Annotated in this window: 15 protein-coding genes; 13 read left to right on the plus strand and 2 right to left on the minus strand. The window is 49.7% G+C overall.

What is annotated here, in order from left to right; genetic code table 11:
* The 8 genes from ftsY to glpD all read left to right on the plus strand — a co-directional run.
* The coding region (gene ftsY, locus Q365_RS0124200; protein WP_028025784.1) for a signal recognition particle-docking protein FtsY at positions 1–1,074 on the plus strand (1,074 nt) is incomplete at its 5' end.
* Between the two features lie 5 nt (positions 1,075–1,079).
* Positions 1,080–1,745 carry a cell division ATP-binding protein FtsE gene (gene ftsE, locus Q365_RS0124205; protein ID WP_028025785.1) on the plus strand — a complete coding sequence of 222 codons (666 nt, stop codon included), beginning with the start codon at positions 1,080–1,082 and terminating at the stop codon, positions 1,743–1,745.
* A complete protein-coding gene (gene ftsX, locus Q365_RS0124210) occupies positions 1,738–2,643 on the plus strand; it encodes a permease-like cell division protein FtsX (RefSeq protein WP_028025786.1) in 906 nt (301 codons plus the stop codon). The genes ftsE and ftsX overlap by 8 nt, the downstream gene beginning before the upstream one ends.
* A gap of 123 nt (positions 2,644–2,766) precedes the next feature.
* Positions 2,767–3,636, plus strand: coding sequence for an RNA polymerase sigma factor RpoH (rpoH, locus tag Q365_RS0124215; protein WP_028025787.1), 870 nt, complete (start codon positions 2,767–2,769; stop codon positions 3,634–3,636).
* 324 nt (positions 3,637–3,960) lie between these two features.
* Positions 3,961–4,293 carry a thiosulfate sulfurtransferase GlpE gene (gene glpE, locus Q365_RS0124220; RefSeq protein ID WP_028025788.1) on the plus strand — a complete coding sequence of 111 codons (333 nt, stop codon included), beginning with the start codon at positions 3,961–3,963 and terminating at the stop codon, positions 4,291–4,293.
* Positions 4,294–4,314: 21 nt separating this feature from the next.
* Entirely contained in the window at positions 4,315–5,163 is an 849-nt protein-coding gene (glpG, locus tag Q365_RS0124225) for a rhomboid family intramembrane serine protease GlpG (protein WP_028025789.1), read from the plus strand.
* 161 nt (positions 5,164–5,324) lie between these two features.
* Positions 5,325–6,086: a DeoR/GlpR family transcriptional regulator gene (locus tag Q365_RS0124230; protein ID WP_028025790.1), complete on the plus strand. Its 762-nt coding sequence runs from the start codon at positions 5,325–5,327 to the stop codon at positions 6,084–6,086.
* A 225-nt stretch (positions 6,087–6,311) separates the two neighbouring features.
* A complete protein-coding gene (gene glpD, locus Q365_RS0124235; protein WP_081796401.1) occupies positions 6,312–7,817 on the plus strand; it encodes a glycerol-3-phosphate dehydrogenase in 1,506 nt (501 codons plus the stop codon).
* Between the two features lie 67 nt (positions 7,818–7,884).
* Here glpD and Q365_RS0124240 read toward each other — a convergent pair whose 3' ends face one another.
* Positions 7,885–8,295, minus strand: a complete 411-nt coding sequence (locus tag Q365_RS0124240; RefSeq protein ID WP_035025767.1) for a flagellar basal body-associated protein FliL — start codon at positions 8,293–8,295, stop codon at positions 7,885–7,887.
* 157 nt (positions 8,296–8,452) lie between these two features.
* On the opposite strand from Q365_RS0124240, the gene Q365_RS0124245 reads away from it, so the two are divergent.
* Together Q365_RS0124245 and ubiA are read left to right on the plus strand one after the other, a co-directional pair.
* The gene (locus Q365_RS0124245) at positions 8,453–8,989 is read left to right on the plus strand and encodes a chorismate--pyruvate lyase family protein (protein WP_028025793.1); all 537 of its coding nucleotides are present in this window, start codon (positions 8,453–8,455) and stop codon (positions 8,987–8,989) included.
* Positions 8,990–9,847: a 4-hydroxybenzoate octaprenyltransferase gene (gene ubiA, locus Q365_RS0124250; RefSeq protein ID WP_028025794.1), complete on the plus strand. Its 858-nt coding sequence runs from the start codon at positions 8,990–8,992 to the stop codon at positions 9,845–9,847.
* A gap of 136 nt (positions 9,848–9,983) precedes the next feature.
* On the opposite strand, the gene plsB is transcribed toward ubiA, so the two are convergent.
* Positions 9,984–12,416: a glycerol-3-phosphate 1-O-acyltransferase PlsB gene (gene plsB, locus Q365_RS0124255; RefSeq protein WP_028025795.1), complete on the minus strand. Its 2,433-nt coding sequence runs from the start codon at positions 12,414–12,416 to the stop codon at positions 9,984–9,986.
* A 244-nt stretch (positions 12,417–12,660) separates the two neighbouring features.
* Between plsB and lexA the strand changes: the two genes are divergently transcribed.
* From lexA to ctaD, 3 genes are all read left to right on the plus strand, one after another.
* Positions 12,661–13,281 (plus strand): transcriptional repressor LexA, encoded by a 621-nt coding sequence (lexA, locus tag Q365_RS0124260; protein ID WP_028025796.1) that lies wholly within the window; start codon positions 12,661–12,663, stop codon positions 13,279–13,281.
* 431 nt (positions 13,282–13,712) lie between these two features.
* Positions 13,713–14,861 (plus strand): cytochrome c oxidase subunit II, encoded by a 1,149-nt coding sequence (gene coxB / locus Q365_RS0124265; RefSeq protein WP_028025797.1) that lies wholly within the window; start codon positions 13,713–13,715, stop codon positions 14,859–14,861.
* Between the two features lie 11 nt (positions 14,862–14,872).
* Positions 14,873–16,459: a cytochrome c oxidase subunit I gene (gene ctaD, locus Q365_RS0124270; protein WP_028025798.1), complete on the plus strand. Its 1,587-nt coding sequence runs from the start codon at positions 14,873–14,875 to the stop codon at positions 16,457–16,459.
* Positions 16,460–16,471 lie beyond the last annotated feature (12 nt).

Here is a 16,471-nt window from a genome sequence, read left to right on the forward strand (position 1 = left end):
GAAGCGGACGCGAAAGCACAAGCCGAAGAAGCTGCTCGCCTTCAAGCGGAAGCGGATGCACAAGCCGAAGAAGCGGCTCGTCTTCAAGCAGAAGCTGACGCGAAAGCAGAAGCGGATGCCAAAGCAAACGCTGAGCAAGAGAAACCGAAACGTGAAGGTTTATTTGCGCGTTTAAAGCGTGGCCTTCAAAAAACCAAAGCGAACATTGGTGCAGGCTTCTTTGGCCTGTTCAGTGGTAAGAAAATTGATGATGAGCTGTTCGAAGAACTCGAAGAACAACTGCTCATTGCCGATGTTGGCATGGACACCACAACCAAAATTATCAAGAACTTGACTGACAATGCTTCACGCAAGGCATTGAAAGATGGTGAAGCCTTGTATGGCCTGCTTAAGCAAGAAATGGCAGGTATCTTGAGTCAGGTAGAGAAACCTCTGGATGTGACCAAGAAAGACGGTCCATTTGTCATCTTGATGGTTGGCGTCAATGGCGTGGGTAAGACCACCACCATTGGTAAGCTTGCGAAGCAATTCCAGCAAGAAGGCAAGTCCGTGATGTTGGCGGCAGGTGACACTTTCCGTGCGGCTGCAGTCGAACAGCTACAGGTTTGGGGCGAGCGAAATAAAGTCCCTGTTATCGCACAGCATACGGGTGCAGACAGTGCATCAGTGATCTATGACGCGATTGAAGCTGCAAAAGCACGTAATGTTGATGTTGTCATTGCTGATACTGCCGGTCGATTGCAAAACAAAGCTAACCTGATGGAAGAGCTGAAAAAAATCGTCCGTGTGATGAAGAAGCTTGATGAGAATGCACCGCATGAAATCATGCTGACCATTGATGCAGGTACCGGTCAAAACGCGATCAGCCAAGCACGTTTGTTTAACGACATCGCGCCGCTTTCGGGTATTACCCTGACCAAGCTTGATGGTACGGCGAAAGGTGGCGTTATCTTTGCGGTTGCTGATCAATTCAACATTCCTATCCGCTATATCGGTGTGGGTGAAGGGATCGACGATTTAAGACCGTTTGTTGCGGAAGACTTTATAGAAGCACTGTTTAGTCAGGAGGACTGATAGGCGTGATCCAGTTTCAGCAGGTTAGTAAGGCCTACCGCGGTGGGCAGCGAGCATTACAAAAAGTAAGCTTTCACTTACCCAAAGGGGACATGGCATTTTTGACCGGTCACTCTGGGGCAGGCAAAAGTACACTGCTGAAACTTTTGTGCGCGATTGAACGGCCAAGTGACGGCAAAATACTGTTCAATAACCACGATATTTCACGCATTGACCGTAAAGATATTCCTTTCTTACGTCGCCACATTGGTGTGATTTTTCAAGATCATAAGCTCTTGATGGACAGAACGGTGTTTGACAACGTCGCGCTGCCATTGCGTATTGAGCAGGCCAATGAATCTGACGTGAAAAAGCGCGTATCTGCTGCCTTAGACAAAGTGGGCTTGTTGGACAAAGCCGCGTGTTTGCCAATTCAGCTATCCGGCGGTGAGCAGCAGCGTGTGGGCATTGCCCGCGCTGTGGTTAACCGTCCGCAAGTGTTGATTGCCGATGAACCAACAGGGAATTTGGATGCGGCGCTGTCGCAGCAAATCATGGAGTTGTTTCGTCAATTCAACCAAGTGGGTGTCACGGTACTTATGGCAACGCACGACACCTCATTGTTGAGCCGATACGACATGCGTCGCTTCGATCTGAATCAGGGGCATTTGTCGGAGGTGGCGCGTGGCTAACTTCCTGACGCTTCATAAACAGCAATGCGGACAAGCCCTCAAAGATTTATTGGCACGTCCAACGGGTAACCTGTTAACCGTGCTAGCACTGGCGTTCTCGCTCGCGTTACCCGTCACCTTATATATGTTGGCGAAGAACGTGGTGGAGGTCAGTTCACAATGGCAAGCCCCGAACCAATTAACCGTGTACCTCGATGAAATGCCAGAAGATCGTGCCGCATCACTCAGTAATGAGTTGTTGCAGTGGTCTGAAATTGGCACGGCAGCGTATATTTCTCCGGATCAAGGATTGTCGGAGCTTCGTCAAATCCAAGGATTTGATGAGGCGGTAAGTTTACTTGACGATAATCCCCTCCCTGGGGTGATTGTGGTAACGCCTAATAGCGATGATGCTGCGGGAGTCACCGCGTTGGCGTCTAAGCTGCGCGCAGAGTCGGGCATTGAAGAGGTGCGACTGGATAGTGATTGGTTGCAGCGTCTTGCCGCGATTGAATCACTGGTGCTGACATTAACTTGGGTGTTCTCCGGTCTGATGTTAATGGCAGTGTTCCTTATTGTCGGAAATACCCTGCGATTGCAGGTACTCAACCAAAAACAAGAAATCCAAGTGATGAAGCTTGTTGGCGCGACCGATAGCTATATTCTGCGCCCCTATTTGTACACGGGTGTGTGGTTAGCCTTATCTGGTGCTGTGGTCGCGTGGATTGTTGCAACAGTGAATGGACTATTACTTGATGCAGCCGTCGCGAAATTGGCTACATTGTATAGCAGTGGCTTTCGTCTCAGTGGCTTAGGTCTCGATGAAACCTTGATTCTGTTTATGGTGGCAGGGCTGATTGGCCTATTAGCTGCCCGACTGGCCGCTGGAAAACATTTGCGAGACATTGAACCTGTCTAACAGGGAATGGTCACACAATGTAGTGAATATGCACTCATGCTTGCAGTTTTTTTGTACATGAGTAGAGTATGCCTTTGGCCTTTTTAGGCCAAATGTATTCGATAGATTCGAAAAGAGGTGAAAATGACAGCAGAGATGTATGCACTAGCCCCGATCTCCCGAGATAGCTTGGATAGCTATCTACGTCAGGTAAACAGCCATCCAATGCTGTCTGCCGATGATGAACGTGAGCTGGCAGAACGTCTGCACTACGACGAAGACTTGGATGCGGCTAAGAGCCTGATCCTGTCTCATCTGAGATTTGTTGTTCATATTGCCCGTGGTTATTCCGGTTACGGACTGCCTGTGTCTGATCTCGTGCAAGAAGGCAACATCGGTCTGATGAAAGCGGTGAAGCGCTTTAACCCAGAAGTGGGCGTGAGACTGGTATCGTTTGCCGTGCATTGGATTAAAGCGGAAATTCACGAATACGTTTTGCGAAACTGGCGTATTGTGAAAGTCGCTACGACCAAGGCTCAGCGTAAATTGTTTTTCAACCTGCGTAAGTCGAAAAAACGTCTAGGTTGGTTTAACGCTGAAGAAGTGAACTTGGTTGCCGAGCAGCTGGGTGTTGATGCATCCGAAGTGCGTGAGATGGAATCTCGTCTCGCGGCGCAAGATGCTGGTTTCGATGGCGGTGTTGATGATGATGAGCGTGAAGGCTCTGGCCCTGTAGCGCCGGTTTTCTTCTTAGAAGATAAAAGCTCAGACGTTGCTATCAACATCGAAGATCAAAACTGGGAAGACCATGCTAACCGCCGACTGGCTAATGCGATGTCGGGTCTGGACGAGCGAAGCCAACATATTATTCGTTCGCGCTGGTTAGATGATGATAACAAAGCGACCTTGCAAGAATTGGCAGATCATTACCAAGTATCTGCTGAGCGCATTCGACAGCTAGAGAAGAATGCGATGAGAAAATTGAAAGAGGCAGTTGGCGAAGACGCATTGTGATCTTGCCTCCCTCTTTGATCGTTAAAAACCGGCCTTTCGCCGGTTTTTTTGTGCCTAATAAAGCCTTATCTCACTAGGGCTCAGATCACTTGTCCACAGTTTTATTACGATCAACACTATATGTTGTGGATCTTCTGCCGCGATCCTACTTTATCAACGCAATCCACAGTTTTTTCCACAGGCGGCTAAAAAGCGTACAAAGCCCACTATTTCTCTGTGGCATGGATTGTTTAAAACTCAGGTACAATGGTGTTTTCGCTGTTGTTTCCTTTAATTTATGTGAAATCTCAGCATTTTGAATAATGGTAGGGAGTGGAATAACCCATGGAACAATTTGCGCATATCTCTGTTTTGGATGCTTGGAAGCTACTTGAGGACAACGATCAGAACGCGGTGATCGCGGATATTCGGGATCCTCAGTCATTTTCGCTATCTCATCCACAGGGCGCATTTCATCTTACCAACGACACCATGGTGCAGTTCGACCAACAGGTTGATTATGAACAACCCGTGCTTGTGATTTGCTATCACGGCGTGAGTAGCCAAGGTGCAGCACAATATTTGGTTAACCAAGGCTTTGAGCAGGTGTACAGTGTAGATGGTGGTTTTGAAGCCTGGCATCGACAGTCGTTGCCTGTGGCAGGCAATAACGATTAGAACAACAATAAAGAGGCTTGAATGATAAGGCTGATTGCAATTTCTAACCCTCGCGCCGGACAGGCATTCATTGACTACATGGCCTCACGAGAGATCGATGTTCAAATGATGCCAGAAGGTGAAGGGCAGTTTGGCTTGTGGTTGGCAGACAGCCAGCATCAAGTTGAAGCAGAGTCTGAACTTCACGCCTTCTTACAAAACCCCACCGCACGTAAATATCAATCAGCCTCATGGGAGATGGCCGAAAGCCGCACTGCGCATTTTTCTTACCCAAAGCAGGGCATATTGGCTTCACTGAGACAAAACGCGGGTCCGTTTACCCTCTCTATCATGGTGGTGTGCATTGTTGCCTATGCAGGGCTAACGCTTGGGTTTGGTAATGAAGTCTTCTCCTTGCTGCATTTCCCCGCGACGGATGATCAGCAGTGGCAACTCTGGCGGTTATTCACTCACGCCTTGCTGCACTTTTCAGCCACGCATATCGTGTTTAACCTGCTCTGGTGGTGGGTGCTTGGTGGAAAAATAGAGAAACAATGTGGCAGCGCCAAGCTGGTGCAGTTGTTCTTACTCACCGCGCTCTTCTCTGGCCTTGGGCAATATATGTTCGAAGGCCCTGCGTTTGGCGGCATGTCCGGCGTGGTTTATGCCTTGCTGGGTTACTTATGGTTGATGGGCACACTGGCACCATCTCGTGGCTTGTCGATAGAGCCAAGCTATGTCGGCTTCATGCTGTTGTGGCTCGTGGTCGGATTCTTTGAACCGTTTGGTATGGCGATTGCCAACATGGCGCATTTGTTTGGCTTGGTGTCCGGTTGTGCCATTGCGGTGTTTGATGCGAAGTTTTCCCGCGCTGCGAGAAATCCTTCCTAGTTCGCCTAGTTCGCCTAGTTCGCCTAGTCCGAGTAGTTGGCTTAGTACCTAGGGTTTGGTGAGTAGTGTGATGCGTGCTGACCCTTGAGTGCGCCCACATTGGCAAGCTGCAGGCAGCCACGTAAACTATCCCCAGACATTGTGTTAGCGCAGAGGGCACTGTGAAGCAAACGCTACGACATCAGGAAATTCTCGATTTAGTTCGAAGCAAAGGGTATGTCAGCACCGATGATTTGGTGGCTTTTTTTGACGTAAGCCCTCAGACGATTCGTCGCGATCTCAATGAGCTGGCGGCGGAAAACAAAATCCGACGCCAACACGGCGGCGCGACCATTCCATCGAGTTCGGTGAATGCAGCGTATGATGCACGTAAGGTTATGCAGCAAGACGCCAAAAACAAACTGGCGTTGGCGTTGGCTTCGCACATTCCCGATGGTGCCACCTTGTTCCTCGATATCGGCACCACACCCGAAGCGGTCGCACGGGCACTGCTGAATCATCAAGATCTGCGTATCGTCACCAATAACCTCAATGCCGCGAGCATCTTGATGGCGAAAGAAGACTTTCGAATCATCATGGCTGGCGGAGAAGTGCGCAATCGTGATGGCGGCATCATGGGTGAAGCAACCTTGGATTTCATTTCCCAGTTTCGCCTTGATTTCGGTATTTTGGGGATCAGCGGCATCGACCTTGATGGCGGCTTGCTGGATTTTGATTACCACGAAGTACGCGTTAAACAAGCCATCATGGAAAACAGCCGCTCAGTGATGCTCGCGGTAGATCATACGAAATTTGGCCGTAACGCCATGGTTAATGTCGGAGAGATTTCGCAAATTAATATGCTCTTCACCAATGCTCCTTTGCCTGAATCCGTGGCCTCCCTGCTGCAAGGCACTGATACACAGGTCGAAATCATTTCCTAGCCGTACTGACTTTTATTACGCCGCCGTCTGGCGGCGTTTTTGTATGCGCGTTTTGTTGCCTTTTTCACCATTACGACACTGGACACGCTCATTTTTTGCACTAGAATGTTCGTAAACGAAAGTTAAATGTTCGAATGAACGAAGCTGCAGATAGGTTACGCTGCACGGTGCGACGCAATGGAACAGCAAATCATGGACAAGGCTGAAGGTGAAATGAGCACAGAAATGTTGGACATACTGGTGGTTGGTGGCGGTATCAATGGCGCAGGCATTGCTGCTGACGCGACAGGCCGTGGCCTAAAAGTCGGGCTGTTCGAGGCTGATGATTTTGCATCGGCGACATCGTCAGCAAGTTCGAAGCTCATCCATGGCGGTCTCCGTTATCTTGAACACTATGAATTTCGTTTGGTGAGTGAAGCGCTCGCTGAACGTGAGGTCTTGTTAAAAAAAGCGCCTTTCCTTGCGTGGCCCATGCGCTTTCGTTTACCCCATCGCCCTCATCTTCGGCCTGCTTGGATGATTCGTGCCGGTCTATTTCTCTATGACAACCTCGGTAAACGTACCAGCCTTCCTGCCAGTAAGAGCATTCAGTTTGGCGAAGATTCGGTACTCAAACCGGAAATCACCAAGGGTTTCGAATACTCAGATTGTTGGGTCGATGATGCGCGCTTAGTGGTATTGAATATCATGGACGCGCAAGAACGTGGCGCTGAAGTGCGCAATCGCTGCAAAGTCACCACAGCCACACGATTAGGCGACCACTGGGAGGTAGAGATTGTCGACCAGCTGACGCAAGAAACACTCATTCGCCACTGCAAAGTGCTGGTGAATGCGGCAGGGCCTTGGGTGAAGCAATTTTACGATGACAGCACCACGCTTAAATCTCCTCGCGGTATTCGTCTTATTAAAGGCAGTCATCTCGTGGTGCCAAGAGTGCACGAAGGGTCTGCGGCGTATATTTTACAAAATGAAGATAGCCGGATTGTATTTGTGTTGCCGTATTTGGACCGTTTTTCGATAGTCGGTACGACAGACGTTGAACATCATGATGACCCGCGCAAGGCGTCGATTGATGACAATGAAATCACATACATGCTGAAGGTTTACAACCAACACTTCACAAAGCAGTTAGACATCAACGACGTGGTATGGACATACAGCGGCGTTCGTCCACTGTGTGATGATGAGTCAGACTCCCCGCAAGCCGTGACCCGTGACTACACGTTAGAGCTAGATGAAAATGGCGGTGATGCGCCAATCTTATCGGTGTTTGGTGGCAAGCTAACGACGTATCGAAAACTGGCGCAAGCCGCCGTGAACAAACTTGAACCTTTCTTTGCGGAAATGGGTAAACCTTGGACGGCGGATAGTGTGTTGCCGGGAGGCGAGGGAATTGCGTCTTTCGGTGATATTGAAGACGAGTTGTCTCGTCGTTTTACTTGGATGGATGCAATGACGGTCAACCGTTTGGCAACCACCTATGGTGCGCGTGTTTGGGTGTGGCTAGAGGATGCGACGTCGGCGTCTGATTTGGGCGAGCAATTTGGCAGTGGTCTTACGCAAAAAGAAGTCGACTATTTGATGGCCATTGAGTACGTGCAGACGGGAGCAGATTTGTTGTGGCGTCGCACTAAGATGGGTTTGTACTTGTCTGAACAAGAGCAGCAACAGGTCTGTGATTACGTGGCGCAATATCACCAAGTGAGAGCCGATCAAGTGATCAGCGCCTAGCCGCACAAATGAAATGAGCACACGACAAGGCGCACCGCTTAAGGTGCGCTTTTTTTATTGGTCGTTCTTACTGGTAGAGATATTTGGTAAATAACAGGTCTACCAGCACCTTTTGATTGGTTTCAGCCAGCAGCAGTTCATTCACCTTCTCTAAGCAAGCTTTACGAATCGCCTCTCGTCCTGATAAGGATTTGACGCGTACTTCATTTTCTTGAGCCAACACTTCAATGATGGTGTCGCGGATCAGCGGCTGATGGTATTCCAGCATTTGGATGAGCGACGGGTCATCAACCATTAAGTCGATACGCACATTGATAAAACCGAGTTTTCGACCATCGGTAATAAAGTTGGTGGTGATTTCAGGCTCAAGCGTAAAATAGCTAAATTTCGCGGCTTCCTCTTCCGCATTTGCAATGGATGGAACTGAGAGCAGCAGCGTCAATAACAAGGCGAAAATGGCGGTCATATTTTTTTTCATGGTTTTTGCCAAACCCCAGATTTAATGAATCTCTTATGGTAGTTTAGCTGCGCATGCGTTCGCACAGCTGTGTACAATAGCGCACTATTAATACTAAACATTAATGGCAGATTCGGCGAAAGTTTTGTTGTTTTTTTGCTCTTTGGCTCAGGATAAAATGTCAGATTTCAAGCGATTATATGTAGAAGCCCTTTTGGCGGCGAATTGGGAGGCCCCAGACTGGCAACAGCTGGAAAAAACAAAGGAAGGTGAGTGGCTGCTTGAGCGTCATTCAATGACAGAGCGCTTGAAAGCCTGCTGCAGCACCTTGACGGTGGAAGTGCTGGGCCTTCATGAAGTCGGCAAAGAAGTCTTGTCTGACAATGAACGTGATCTGCTAGGTGACCAAGCTTGTTTGGTGCGCGAAGTGGTCCTGTCGGGGGACGATGTACCATGGCTTTGTGCTCGAACCTTGGTACCGATGTCGACCTTAACTGAACGCGAACAAGATATCGCAGATTTGGGCGCAGTGCCTTTGGGGCAGCGCGTTTTCAATCAGGCCAACGCACGTCGCGATGCGATAGAAGTGGCGCACGTCGTCTGTGAAGGACAAGCCTTACTGGCGCGACGTTCTCGCTTGTGGGTGAATGACAAGCCGATGCTGGTGTCTGAATTGTTTCTGCCGCACGCACCGATTTATCAGGAGGAAGGCTAAATGGATGCAGCCAAAGCTAAAGCGTTTTGGCAATTAACGCGCATGGACAGGCCAATTGGCAGCTTGTTGCTGTTATGGCCAACCTTGTGGGCGTTGTTTCTTGCTGCCGACGGCGTACCTGATCCGAAAGTCCTCGTGGTGTTTATCCTTGGCGTTGTCATGATGAGAGCGGCAGGTTGTGTGATTAACGATTTCGCGGACCGCAACTTAGACGGTCATGTGAAACGCACCAAAGCGCGTCCTCTGCCTTCGGGACTTGTTTCTGCCAAAGAAGCGTTGGCACTCTTTGCTTTTCTTGTCCTTGGCGCTTTCTTGCTGGTTCTGACGCTTGACCCACTGACGATAAAACTCTCTGTGGTGGCGCTAGCACTTGCTTCAATTTACCCGTTTATGAAGCGTTTCACCCATATGCCGCAACTGGTATTGGGCATGGCGTTTAGTTGGGCGATCCCAATGGCTTATGCGGCGCAGGCGGGTGAACTACCGCCGGTTGCGTGGATGCTGTTTCTTGCCAATGTCCTTTGGACGGTGGCTTACGACACCCTTTATGCCATGGTCGATAGGGATGACGACGTGAAGATTGGCATCAAGTCGTCGGCGATTTTATTCGGTAAGTATGACAAGGCAGCGGTTGGCGTACTTCAGCTCCTCACCTTATTGCTGCTGGTGCTGGTGGGGTATTTGTGTCAGCTATCTACGGTCTACTACTGGTTCTTATTGGCGGCCTCGGCGCTGTTTGTTTACCAACAATGGTTGGTAAAAGGTCGCGACAGAGATGCTTGCTTTAAAGCTTTCCTGAACAATAACTACGTCGGTATGCTGGTGTTTATCGGCGTGGGTTTGGCGGTAATGCTTTAACTGTCATGTTCTAGCGATACAGTCACTTCGACGGGTTTGCGAGACAGCACTGCGTCGTGCCAGAGAAAAACCGATAAGCATAAAAAAGAAAACCCTCGCCATGGCGAGGGTTTTTTGTTTGCTCGATTCGGCGTTGTTACGCGTCAGATGGCTGATTCAAAATGGCTTGAATCGTGAGCTGCACTTCTGGCGAAATTAAGCCCAACACGCATTCTTGCAGGGCTTCGATGTGCTCTGCTTTAGCGTGGCCTTCATCATTGAGGTAGCCTTCTTCACGCAACGAATCCACCAAGGTGCTAAATACGCCTTTGTCGAAGAACTCTGGCGCATTGATACCGTGAAGGCGGCTCAAGCGCTGTGCCATCATCTGACTTTGTTGTTCCAAGTCGGACTTGGACACATCTGGCTCGTGACAGAACAAGGTGATGGTAATGGCGTAGCGTTGCAAGGTTTCCGCGATGGTGCGACCTAGCAGCTGAAGCTGATTCAGTTTACCTGACGCTCTTTGCAAGGTGTCGCCATCAATGGTCAGCAATGACTGACGCTCTAGCTCAATGATCACCGCATCCACGTAGCTTTCCAGTGCTTCATCATCAAAGCTCATGAAGAGCTCAGATTTAAGTAGTGGGTAAAGCTGACGTACTGTTTCCAGCAAGGCTTCACGTTTCACACTGGTCTTGAACACCAGCATTTGCGCGATCAGTGACGGAATCGCAAACAGATGAATAATGTTATTGCGGTAGTAGGTCATCAAAATAGATTGATGGCGATCTAGCGAAATCACTTCACCCAATGAGTCTTTCTCTACCACGAACTTATTCAGACTCAACGCGTGCTCAACGAGTTCCTGTGCCGTGTCTTCTGGCACTGTACTGGTCGATGAATACGGCACTTGGCGCAGTAGCTCAAGGTAAATGTTCAGCTGCTCTTCGAGCGCTTCACGGCTTAGTGCGCGTTGGCGAGATGCAAGCAAAGCCGTGGCGCAAAGCGTTAACGCATTCGCTGCCGCGGCATCGTTGATTTGCGTCATCATGCGGTCAGCCAATTCGTTCACCACTGGGTTTAGCCAGCTCGGACGTTGAGGCTCAATCGGGTCGATGTCTTTGTGCCAATTCGGCGCTTTCTCGTTCAGGAAATGGTTCACCTGAATCGGCTCGCCAAAGTTCACATAGCCTTTGCCGTAGTTACGCAGCTTGCGCAGAATGCCGACCACTTGGCCGAAGCTTTCTTTTTCTTTGCGCTTACCTTGCAACTCTTTCGCGTAGGTACTGACTTCCATCACGTGTTCGTAGCCGATGTACACCGGCACAAGCGTGACAGGACGTTTCAGGCCGCGCAGCATGGCTTGAATGGTCATTGCTAGCATGCCGGTTTTGGCTGGAAGCAAGCGACCTGTGCGTGAACGACCACCTTCAGAGAAATACTCAACGGAATAGCCTTTGGCAAATAGCTCGGCCAAGTATTCACGGAACACAGTGGAGTACAGACGGTTACCTTTGAAGGTACGACGCAAGAAGAATGCACCCCCACGACGGAAAATCGGCCCAGCAGGGAAGAAGTTTAGGTTCACCCCCGCAGCAATGTGTGGTGGTACCAAGCCTTCTTTGTACAGGGTGTACGAGAGAAGCACGTAGTCCATGTGCGAACGGTGACATGGTACGTAAACAATCTCATGGCCATCTTGGGCAAGCTTACGCACACGTTCAGCATTATTGATATTAATGCCTTGATACAGCTTGTTCCAAAGCCACGTCAGCAAGCGATCGGCATAGCGAATCATGCTTGGCGAAAAGTCCGCAGCGATTTCTTCCATCATATCGATGGCTTCTTTCCGCACTTTCTCGACAGGCACATCTCGGCTAGCAGCTTCGTCTTGTACGACTTTGTCGATGGCTTTAGATGCAAGCAAGCGCTTGAACAACAACTGACGGTCAGGCAACCCTGGGCCAGATGCCGCCATTTTTTGGCGTGAGAAATGGATTTTCGCCACACGAGCGAGCTTGTTCGCAATGGTCGTGTCTGTGCCGTGCTTGTCTGCCATGAATCGCAGCGAAACAGGGTTGCTCAGGCGCACCATACTGTCGCGACCCAAGGTCAAAATGGTGTAGCACTTTTGCAGCCCATTCATGGCTTGCAATGACGCAGCAACAGGGCGCGACTCATTGCCAGGGCTTCTATCCCAAACCACAGACGCAGGGATCAACTGAATATCGAGTTCAGAGTCGCGCTTGTGCAGTTCGAGCAGTTCAGTAAACAGTTCGATGGACTCTTCAGGAACCGGATCGCCTTGTTTGAACATGCGCTTGCCTTCCGAGACGAAAACATAGCGTGGCAGGGTTTTCCCACCAAGTTCTAGCGGCTCAAGTGGGTCAGGTAACCCGAGTTGCAGGCAAATATTGCGCAACGTGAGCAGATCGGTATGAGAGCGAAACGGCAGAACGTAAACCATAGGACGCGTGAGATCGAAGCCCAGCTGGTTAATTGGATCTGACGGGATACTGATCGTTTTGACCAGTACCGATAAAGGTAAATTCAATAACTTGTGATAAAACGATTGGCAAGCAGACATCTGATCGCGGCCTCTTATATTCTGTGCGTGGCAAGTCTAGCAGAAAACGTCCGCGAACTTGCAGCGAAATGACACCAATGCGCCTGCTTATGTCAGCCGTGAGTCAGTATGGTTAACGCAAGATTAAACAGCAAAGTGTGATCTCAAAGAGGCTCGTTAACCGAGTTGGTGCAAAATGCGCCTTTTCAACTGGTTAAACACTGGATATACTCACAGTTAACTGTATAAAAAGACAGGTCTGATTATGAAGCCGTTAACCGCTAGACAGCAGCAAGTCTTTGATCTTATCAAAGCAAAAATCGACGAGACGGGAATGCCACCAACCCGTGCCGAGATCGCGAGAGAGCTGGGCTTCCGCTCAGCGAATGCCGCGGAAGAACATTTGAAGGCGCTGGCGCGAAAAGGCGTGCTTGAAATCGTACCTGGTGCATCACGTGGTATCCGTTTGCTGATTGCAGCGGAATCTGCCAATGATGATGGGCTACCTCTGATCGGCCGAGTGGCAGCCGGTGAGCCAATTTTGGCGCAAGAACATGTAGAAATGCACTACAAGGTTGACCCAAGTTTGTTCAAGCCGAGCGCTGATTTCCTACTGCGAGTCAACGGCATGAGTATGAAAGACATCGGTATTATGGACGGTGACTTACTCGCCGTGCACAAAACTCAAGATGTGCGTAATGGTCAAGTTGTGGTTGCTCGAGTTGAAGATGATGTAACCGTTAAGCGCCTCGAACGCAAAGGCACGCAAGTGTGGTTACATGCTGAAAATGAAGAGTTTTCACCTATTGTCGTGGACTTAACGCAGCAGAACTTATCCATTGAGGGTATTGCTGTTGGTGTTATTCGCAACAGCGACTGGATGTAATACCACTCGAAACATCGAGATGACTGAGAATAATAGGCGGTTAGCGGCGAAAGCATGCTAACCGCCTTTCTTTTACCTTTTTCTCGTGCCACACGCCCTGTCCTTGGGGTGTCATTGCCTTTCTATTTTCAGCCTTTTCCGACTGTATCCACCCATTAGTTCGCGATTAAACCTTCACTAATTTAGTAAGTTACCATTCTCGATTTTTCGTTCTCGCTAGCGAATTTGCCGAAAAAAGTTAAGGATGAAACACTTGTCTTTATCTCGTAATTTCGTGGCTGGCATCAAGTTTCAGCGCATTTTGCAGCCCATTTTTTGTTCTTTCCTCATTCCTTGCCTAGTTTTAATTGTAAATGAAGTGTTAATCGATGTTTCTGTTTGCTACGCCCAATGAATATCTGTTTTGCGTAGTGACTTCTAGGAGGGATCCGGTGACGACTCGCCAAATTCTACTTACGCTCTCGCTCCTCCCATCGTTTGCTGCCGTTGCCGCAGATGAACAGTCTTCGTTCAACCTGACAAAAGGGGTGACGAATATTAGTGAGCAGGTCTATGACCTGCACATGACCATTCTCTATATCTGTGTGGTGATAGGGATTGTGGTTTTTGGGGTTATGTTTTGGTCGATCGTGCACCATCGCAAATCCAAAGGCGCAGTCGCGGCAAATTTCCATGAAAGCACCAAAGTGGAAATCTTATGGACCTTGGTTCCGTTTTTGATCCTCATTGGTATGGCCGTGCCCGCTACGCGCGTGTTGCTCGCGATGGAAGACCCGTCTGATTCAGACATCACCATTCAGGTGACTGGCTCACAGTGGAAGTGGCACTACCGCTATTTTGACCACGATGTGTCTTTCTTCTCGTTGTTAGCCTCTTCCCCCGCGCAAATTAATGGCGAACTGAAAAAGCGTGACAACTACTTACTCGAAGTTGACCGCCCTTTGGTTGTGCCTGTTGGTAAGAAGGTGCGTTTCTTGATCACTTCAGAAGACGTTATCCACTCTTGGTGGGTACCCGCGTTTGCGGTGAAGAAAGATGCGAACCCCGGCTTTATTAACGAAGCATGGACGAAAATCGACAAGCCCGGCATCTACCGTGGCCAATGTGCCGAACTGTGTGGCAAAGACCATGGCTTTATGCCAATCGTGGTCATCGCCAAGCCAGTTGACGAGTTTAATGCGTGGGTTCAAGAGACTGCACTGGCACAAGCGAAAGTGCGTGAAGAAGAACAGAAACTGCTGTCGATGAACATGGATATGGACGAATTGATGACATTGGGCGAGGACGTTTACAACTCTCGCTGTGCAGCTTGTCACCAAGTTAACGGACTTGGCTTGCCGGGTGTGTTCCCAGCGCTAGCGCAGTCTGATATGGCGATTAAGCCGGAAAGGCTGGTTGAGCACTTGAACGTAGTGATTCACGGCAAAGAGGGTACGGCGATGCAAGCCTTCGGTGCACAGCTGGGGTTGAAAGAATTGGCTGCAGTGGTTACCTACGAGCGAAACGCTTGGGGCAACGACACGGGGGATGTCATTCAAGCGTCTCAAATTAACGCAGTGCTTAACGGTGACGATCTTTAAGGAGAACGGTAATGACGGATATGACGCCCGATCAGGTCGATCATGATGACCATGATCATAAACCTCGCGGGGTGATGCGTTGGCTGTTGACAACCAACCATAAAGATATCGGCTCCATGTATTTGATCTTCAGCTTTAGCATGTTCTTGCTTGGCGGAGCCATGGCGCTGGTGATTCGCGCAGAGTTGTTCCAGCCTGGTTTGCAGCTGGTAGAGCCGAACTTCTTCAACCAGATGACCACGGTTCATGGTCTTATCATGGTATTTGGTGCCGTCATGCCTGCTTTCACAGGGCTAGCAAACTGGATGGTGCCAATGATGATTGGTGCGCCAGATATGGCGTTGCCACGCATGAACAACTGGAGCTTCTGGATCCTACCGTTCGCGTTCTTCATGCTGATCATGTCACTGTTTATGGAAGGCGGCGGCCCTAACTTCGGTTGGACGTTCTACGCGCCGCTTTCGACCACGTATTCCCCTGACAGCACCGCACTGTTTGTGTTTGCTATTCACATCATGGGTATCAGCTCCATCATGGGGGCGATTAACGTTATCGTCACCATCATGAACTTGCGCGCGCCGGGCATGACGTACATGAAAATGCCGTTGTTCGTGTGGACATGGTTTATCACAGCGTTCTTGCTGATTGCAGTGATGCCCGTGTTGGCCGGGGCGGTGACCATGGTACTCACCGACAAATACTTTGCGACCTCCTTCTTTGATGCCGCAGGTGGCGGTGACCCTGTGATGTTCCAACATATCTTCTGGTTCTTTGGTCACCCTGAAGTTTACATCATGATTTTGCCGAGCTTCGGTATCATCTCTGCCATTGTTCCCGCATTTTCTCGCAAGAAGCTCTTTGGTTATGCCTCCATGGTTTACGCCACCGCATCCATTGCGGGTTTGAGTTTCGTTGTGTGGGCGCACCACATGTTTACCACAGGGATGCCGGTGTTTGCAGAACTGTTCTTCATGTACTGTACCATGCTGATCTCCGTGCCGACGGGCGTGAAAGTGTTTAACTGGGTCGCCACCATGTGGCGAGGCTCGCTAACGTTTGAAACCCCCATGCTGTTTGCGCTCGCTTTCATCGTGCTGTTCACCATTGGCGGTTTCTCTGGGTTGATGCTGGCGATCACGCCTGCTGATTTCCAATATCACGACACCTATTTCGTGGTGGCGCATTTCCACTATGTCCTCGTGACGGGTGCGATATTCTCCATCATGGCGGCTGCCTACTATTGGCTGCCGAAGTGGACGGGACACATGTATGACAACAAGTTGGCATCATGGCACTTCTGGTGCTCGCTGATTTCCGTCAACATCTTGTTCTTCCCAATGCACTTCCTTGGCTTAGCGGGTATGCCGCGTCGTATCCCTGATTACGCGCTCCAATTCGCAGACATCAATGCGATTGTGAGTGTGGGTGCGTTCTTGTTCGGTTTCTCGCAACTGATTTTCTTGGTCTTGGTCGTGAAATGTGCCCGCGGCGGCGAGCCTGCACCGTCAAAACCTTGGGAAGGCGCAGAAGGTCTGGAGTGGGAAATCCCATCGCCAGCGCCTTATCACACCTTCTCTACACCACCGAAAATTGATTAAAGGTAGGTTTTG

Source organism: Enterovibrio calviensis DSM 14347 (assembly GCF_000621165.1).
Taxonomy (GTDB): Bacteria; Pseudomonadota; Gammaproteobacteria; order Enterobacterales; family Vibrionaceae; genus Enterovibrio; species Enterovibrio calviensis.

Excerpts from the sequence above, each read along its gene's own strand:
- plsB (WP_028025795.1), bottom strand. The coding sequence starts at position 12,416 with ATGTCTGCTTGCCAATCGTTTTATCACAAGTTATTGAATTTACCTTTA.
- glpE (WP_028025788.1), top strand. The coding sequence starts at position 3,961 with ATGGAACAATTTGCGCATATCTCTGTTTTGGATGCTTGGAAGCTACTT.
- rpoH (WP_028025787.1), top strand. The coding sequence starts at position 2,767 with ATGACAGCAGAGATGTATGCACTAGCCCCGATCTCCCGAGATAGCTTG.
- glpG (WP_028025789.1), top strand. The coding sequence starts at position 4,315 with ATGATAAGGCTGATTGCAATTTCTAACCCTCGCGCCGGACAGGCATTC.
- ubiA (WP_028025794.1), top strand. The coding sequence starts at position 8,990 with ATGGATGCAGCCAAAGCTAAAGCGTTTTGGCAATTAACGCGCATGGAC.
- Q365_RS0124240 (WP_035025767.1), bottom strand. The coding sequence starts at position 8,295 with ATGAAAAAAAATATGACCGCCATTTTCGCCTTGTTATTGACGCTGCTG.
- lexA (WP_028025796.1), top strand. The coding sequence starts at position 12,661 with ATGAAGCCGTTAACCGCTAGACAGCAGCAAGTCTTTGATCTTATCAAA.
- ctaD (WP_028025798.1), top strand. The coding sequence starts at position 14,873 with ATGACGGATATGACGCCCGATCAGGTCGATCATGATGACCATGATCAT.
- glpD (WP_081796401.1), top strand. The coding sequence starts at position 6,312 with ATGTTGGACATACTGGTGGTTGGTGGCGGTATCAATGGCGCAGGCATT.
- Q365_RS0124245 (WP_028025793.1), top strand. The coding sequence starts at position 8,453 with ATGTCAGATTTCAAGCGATTATATGTAGAAGCCCTTTTGGCGGCGAAT.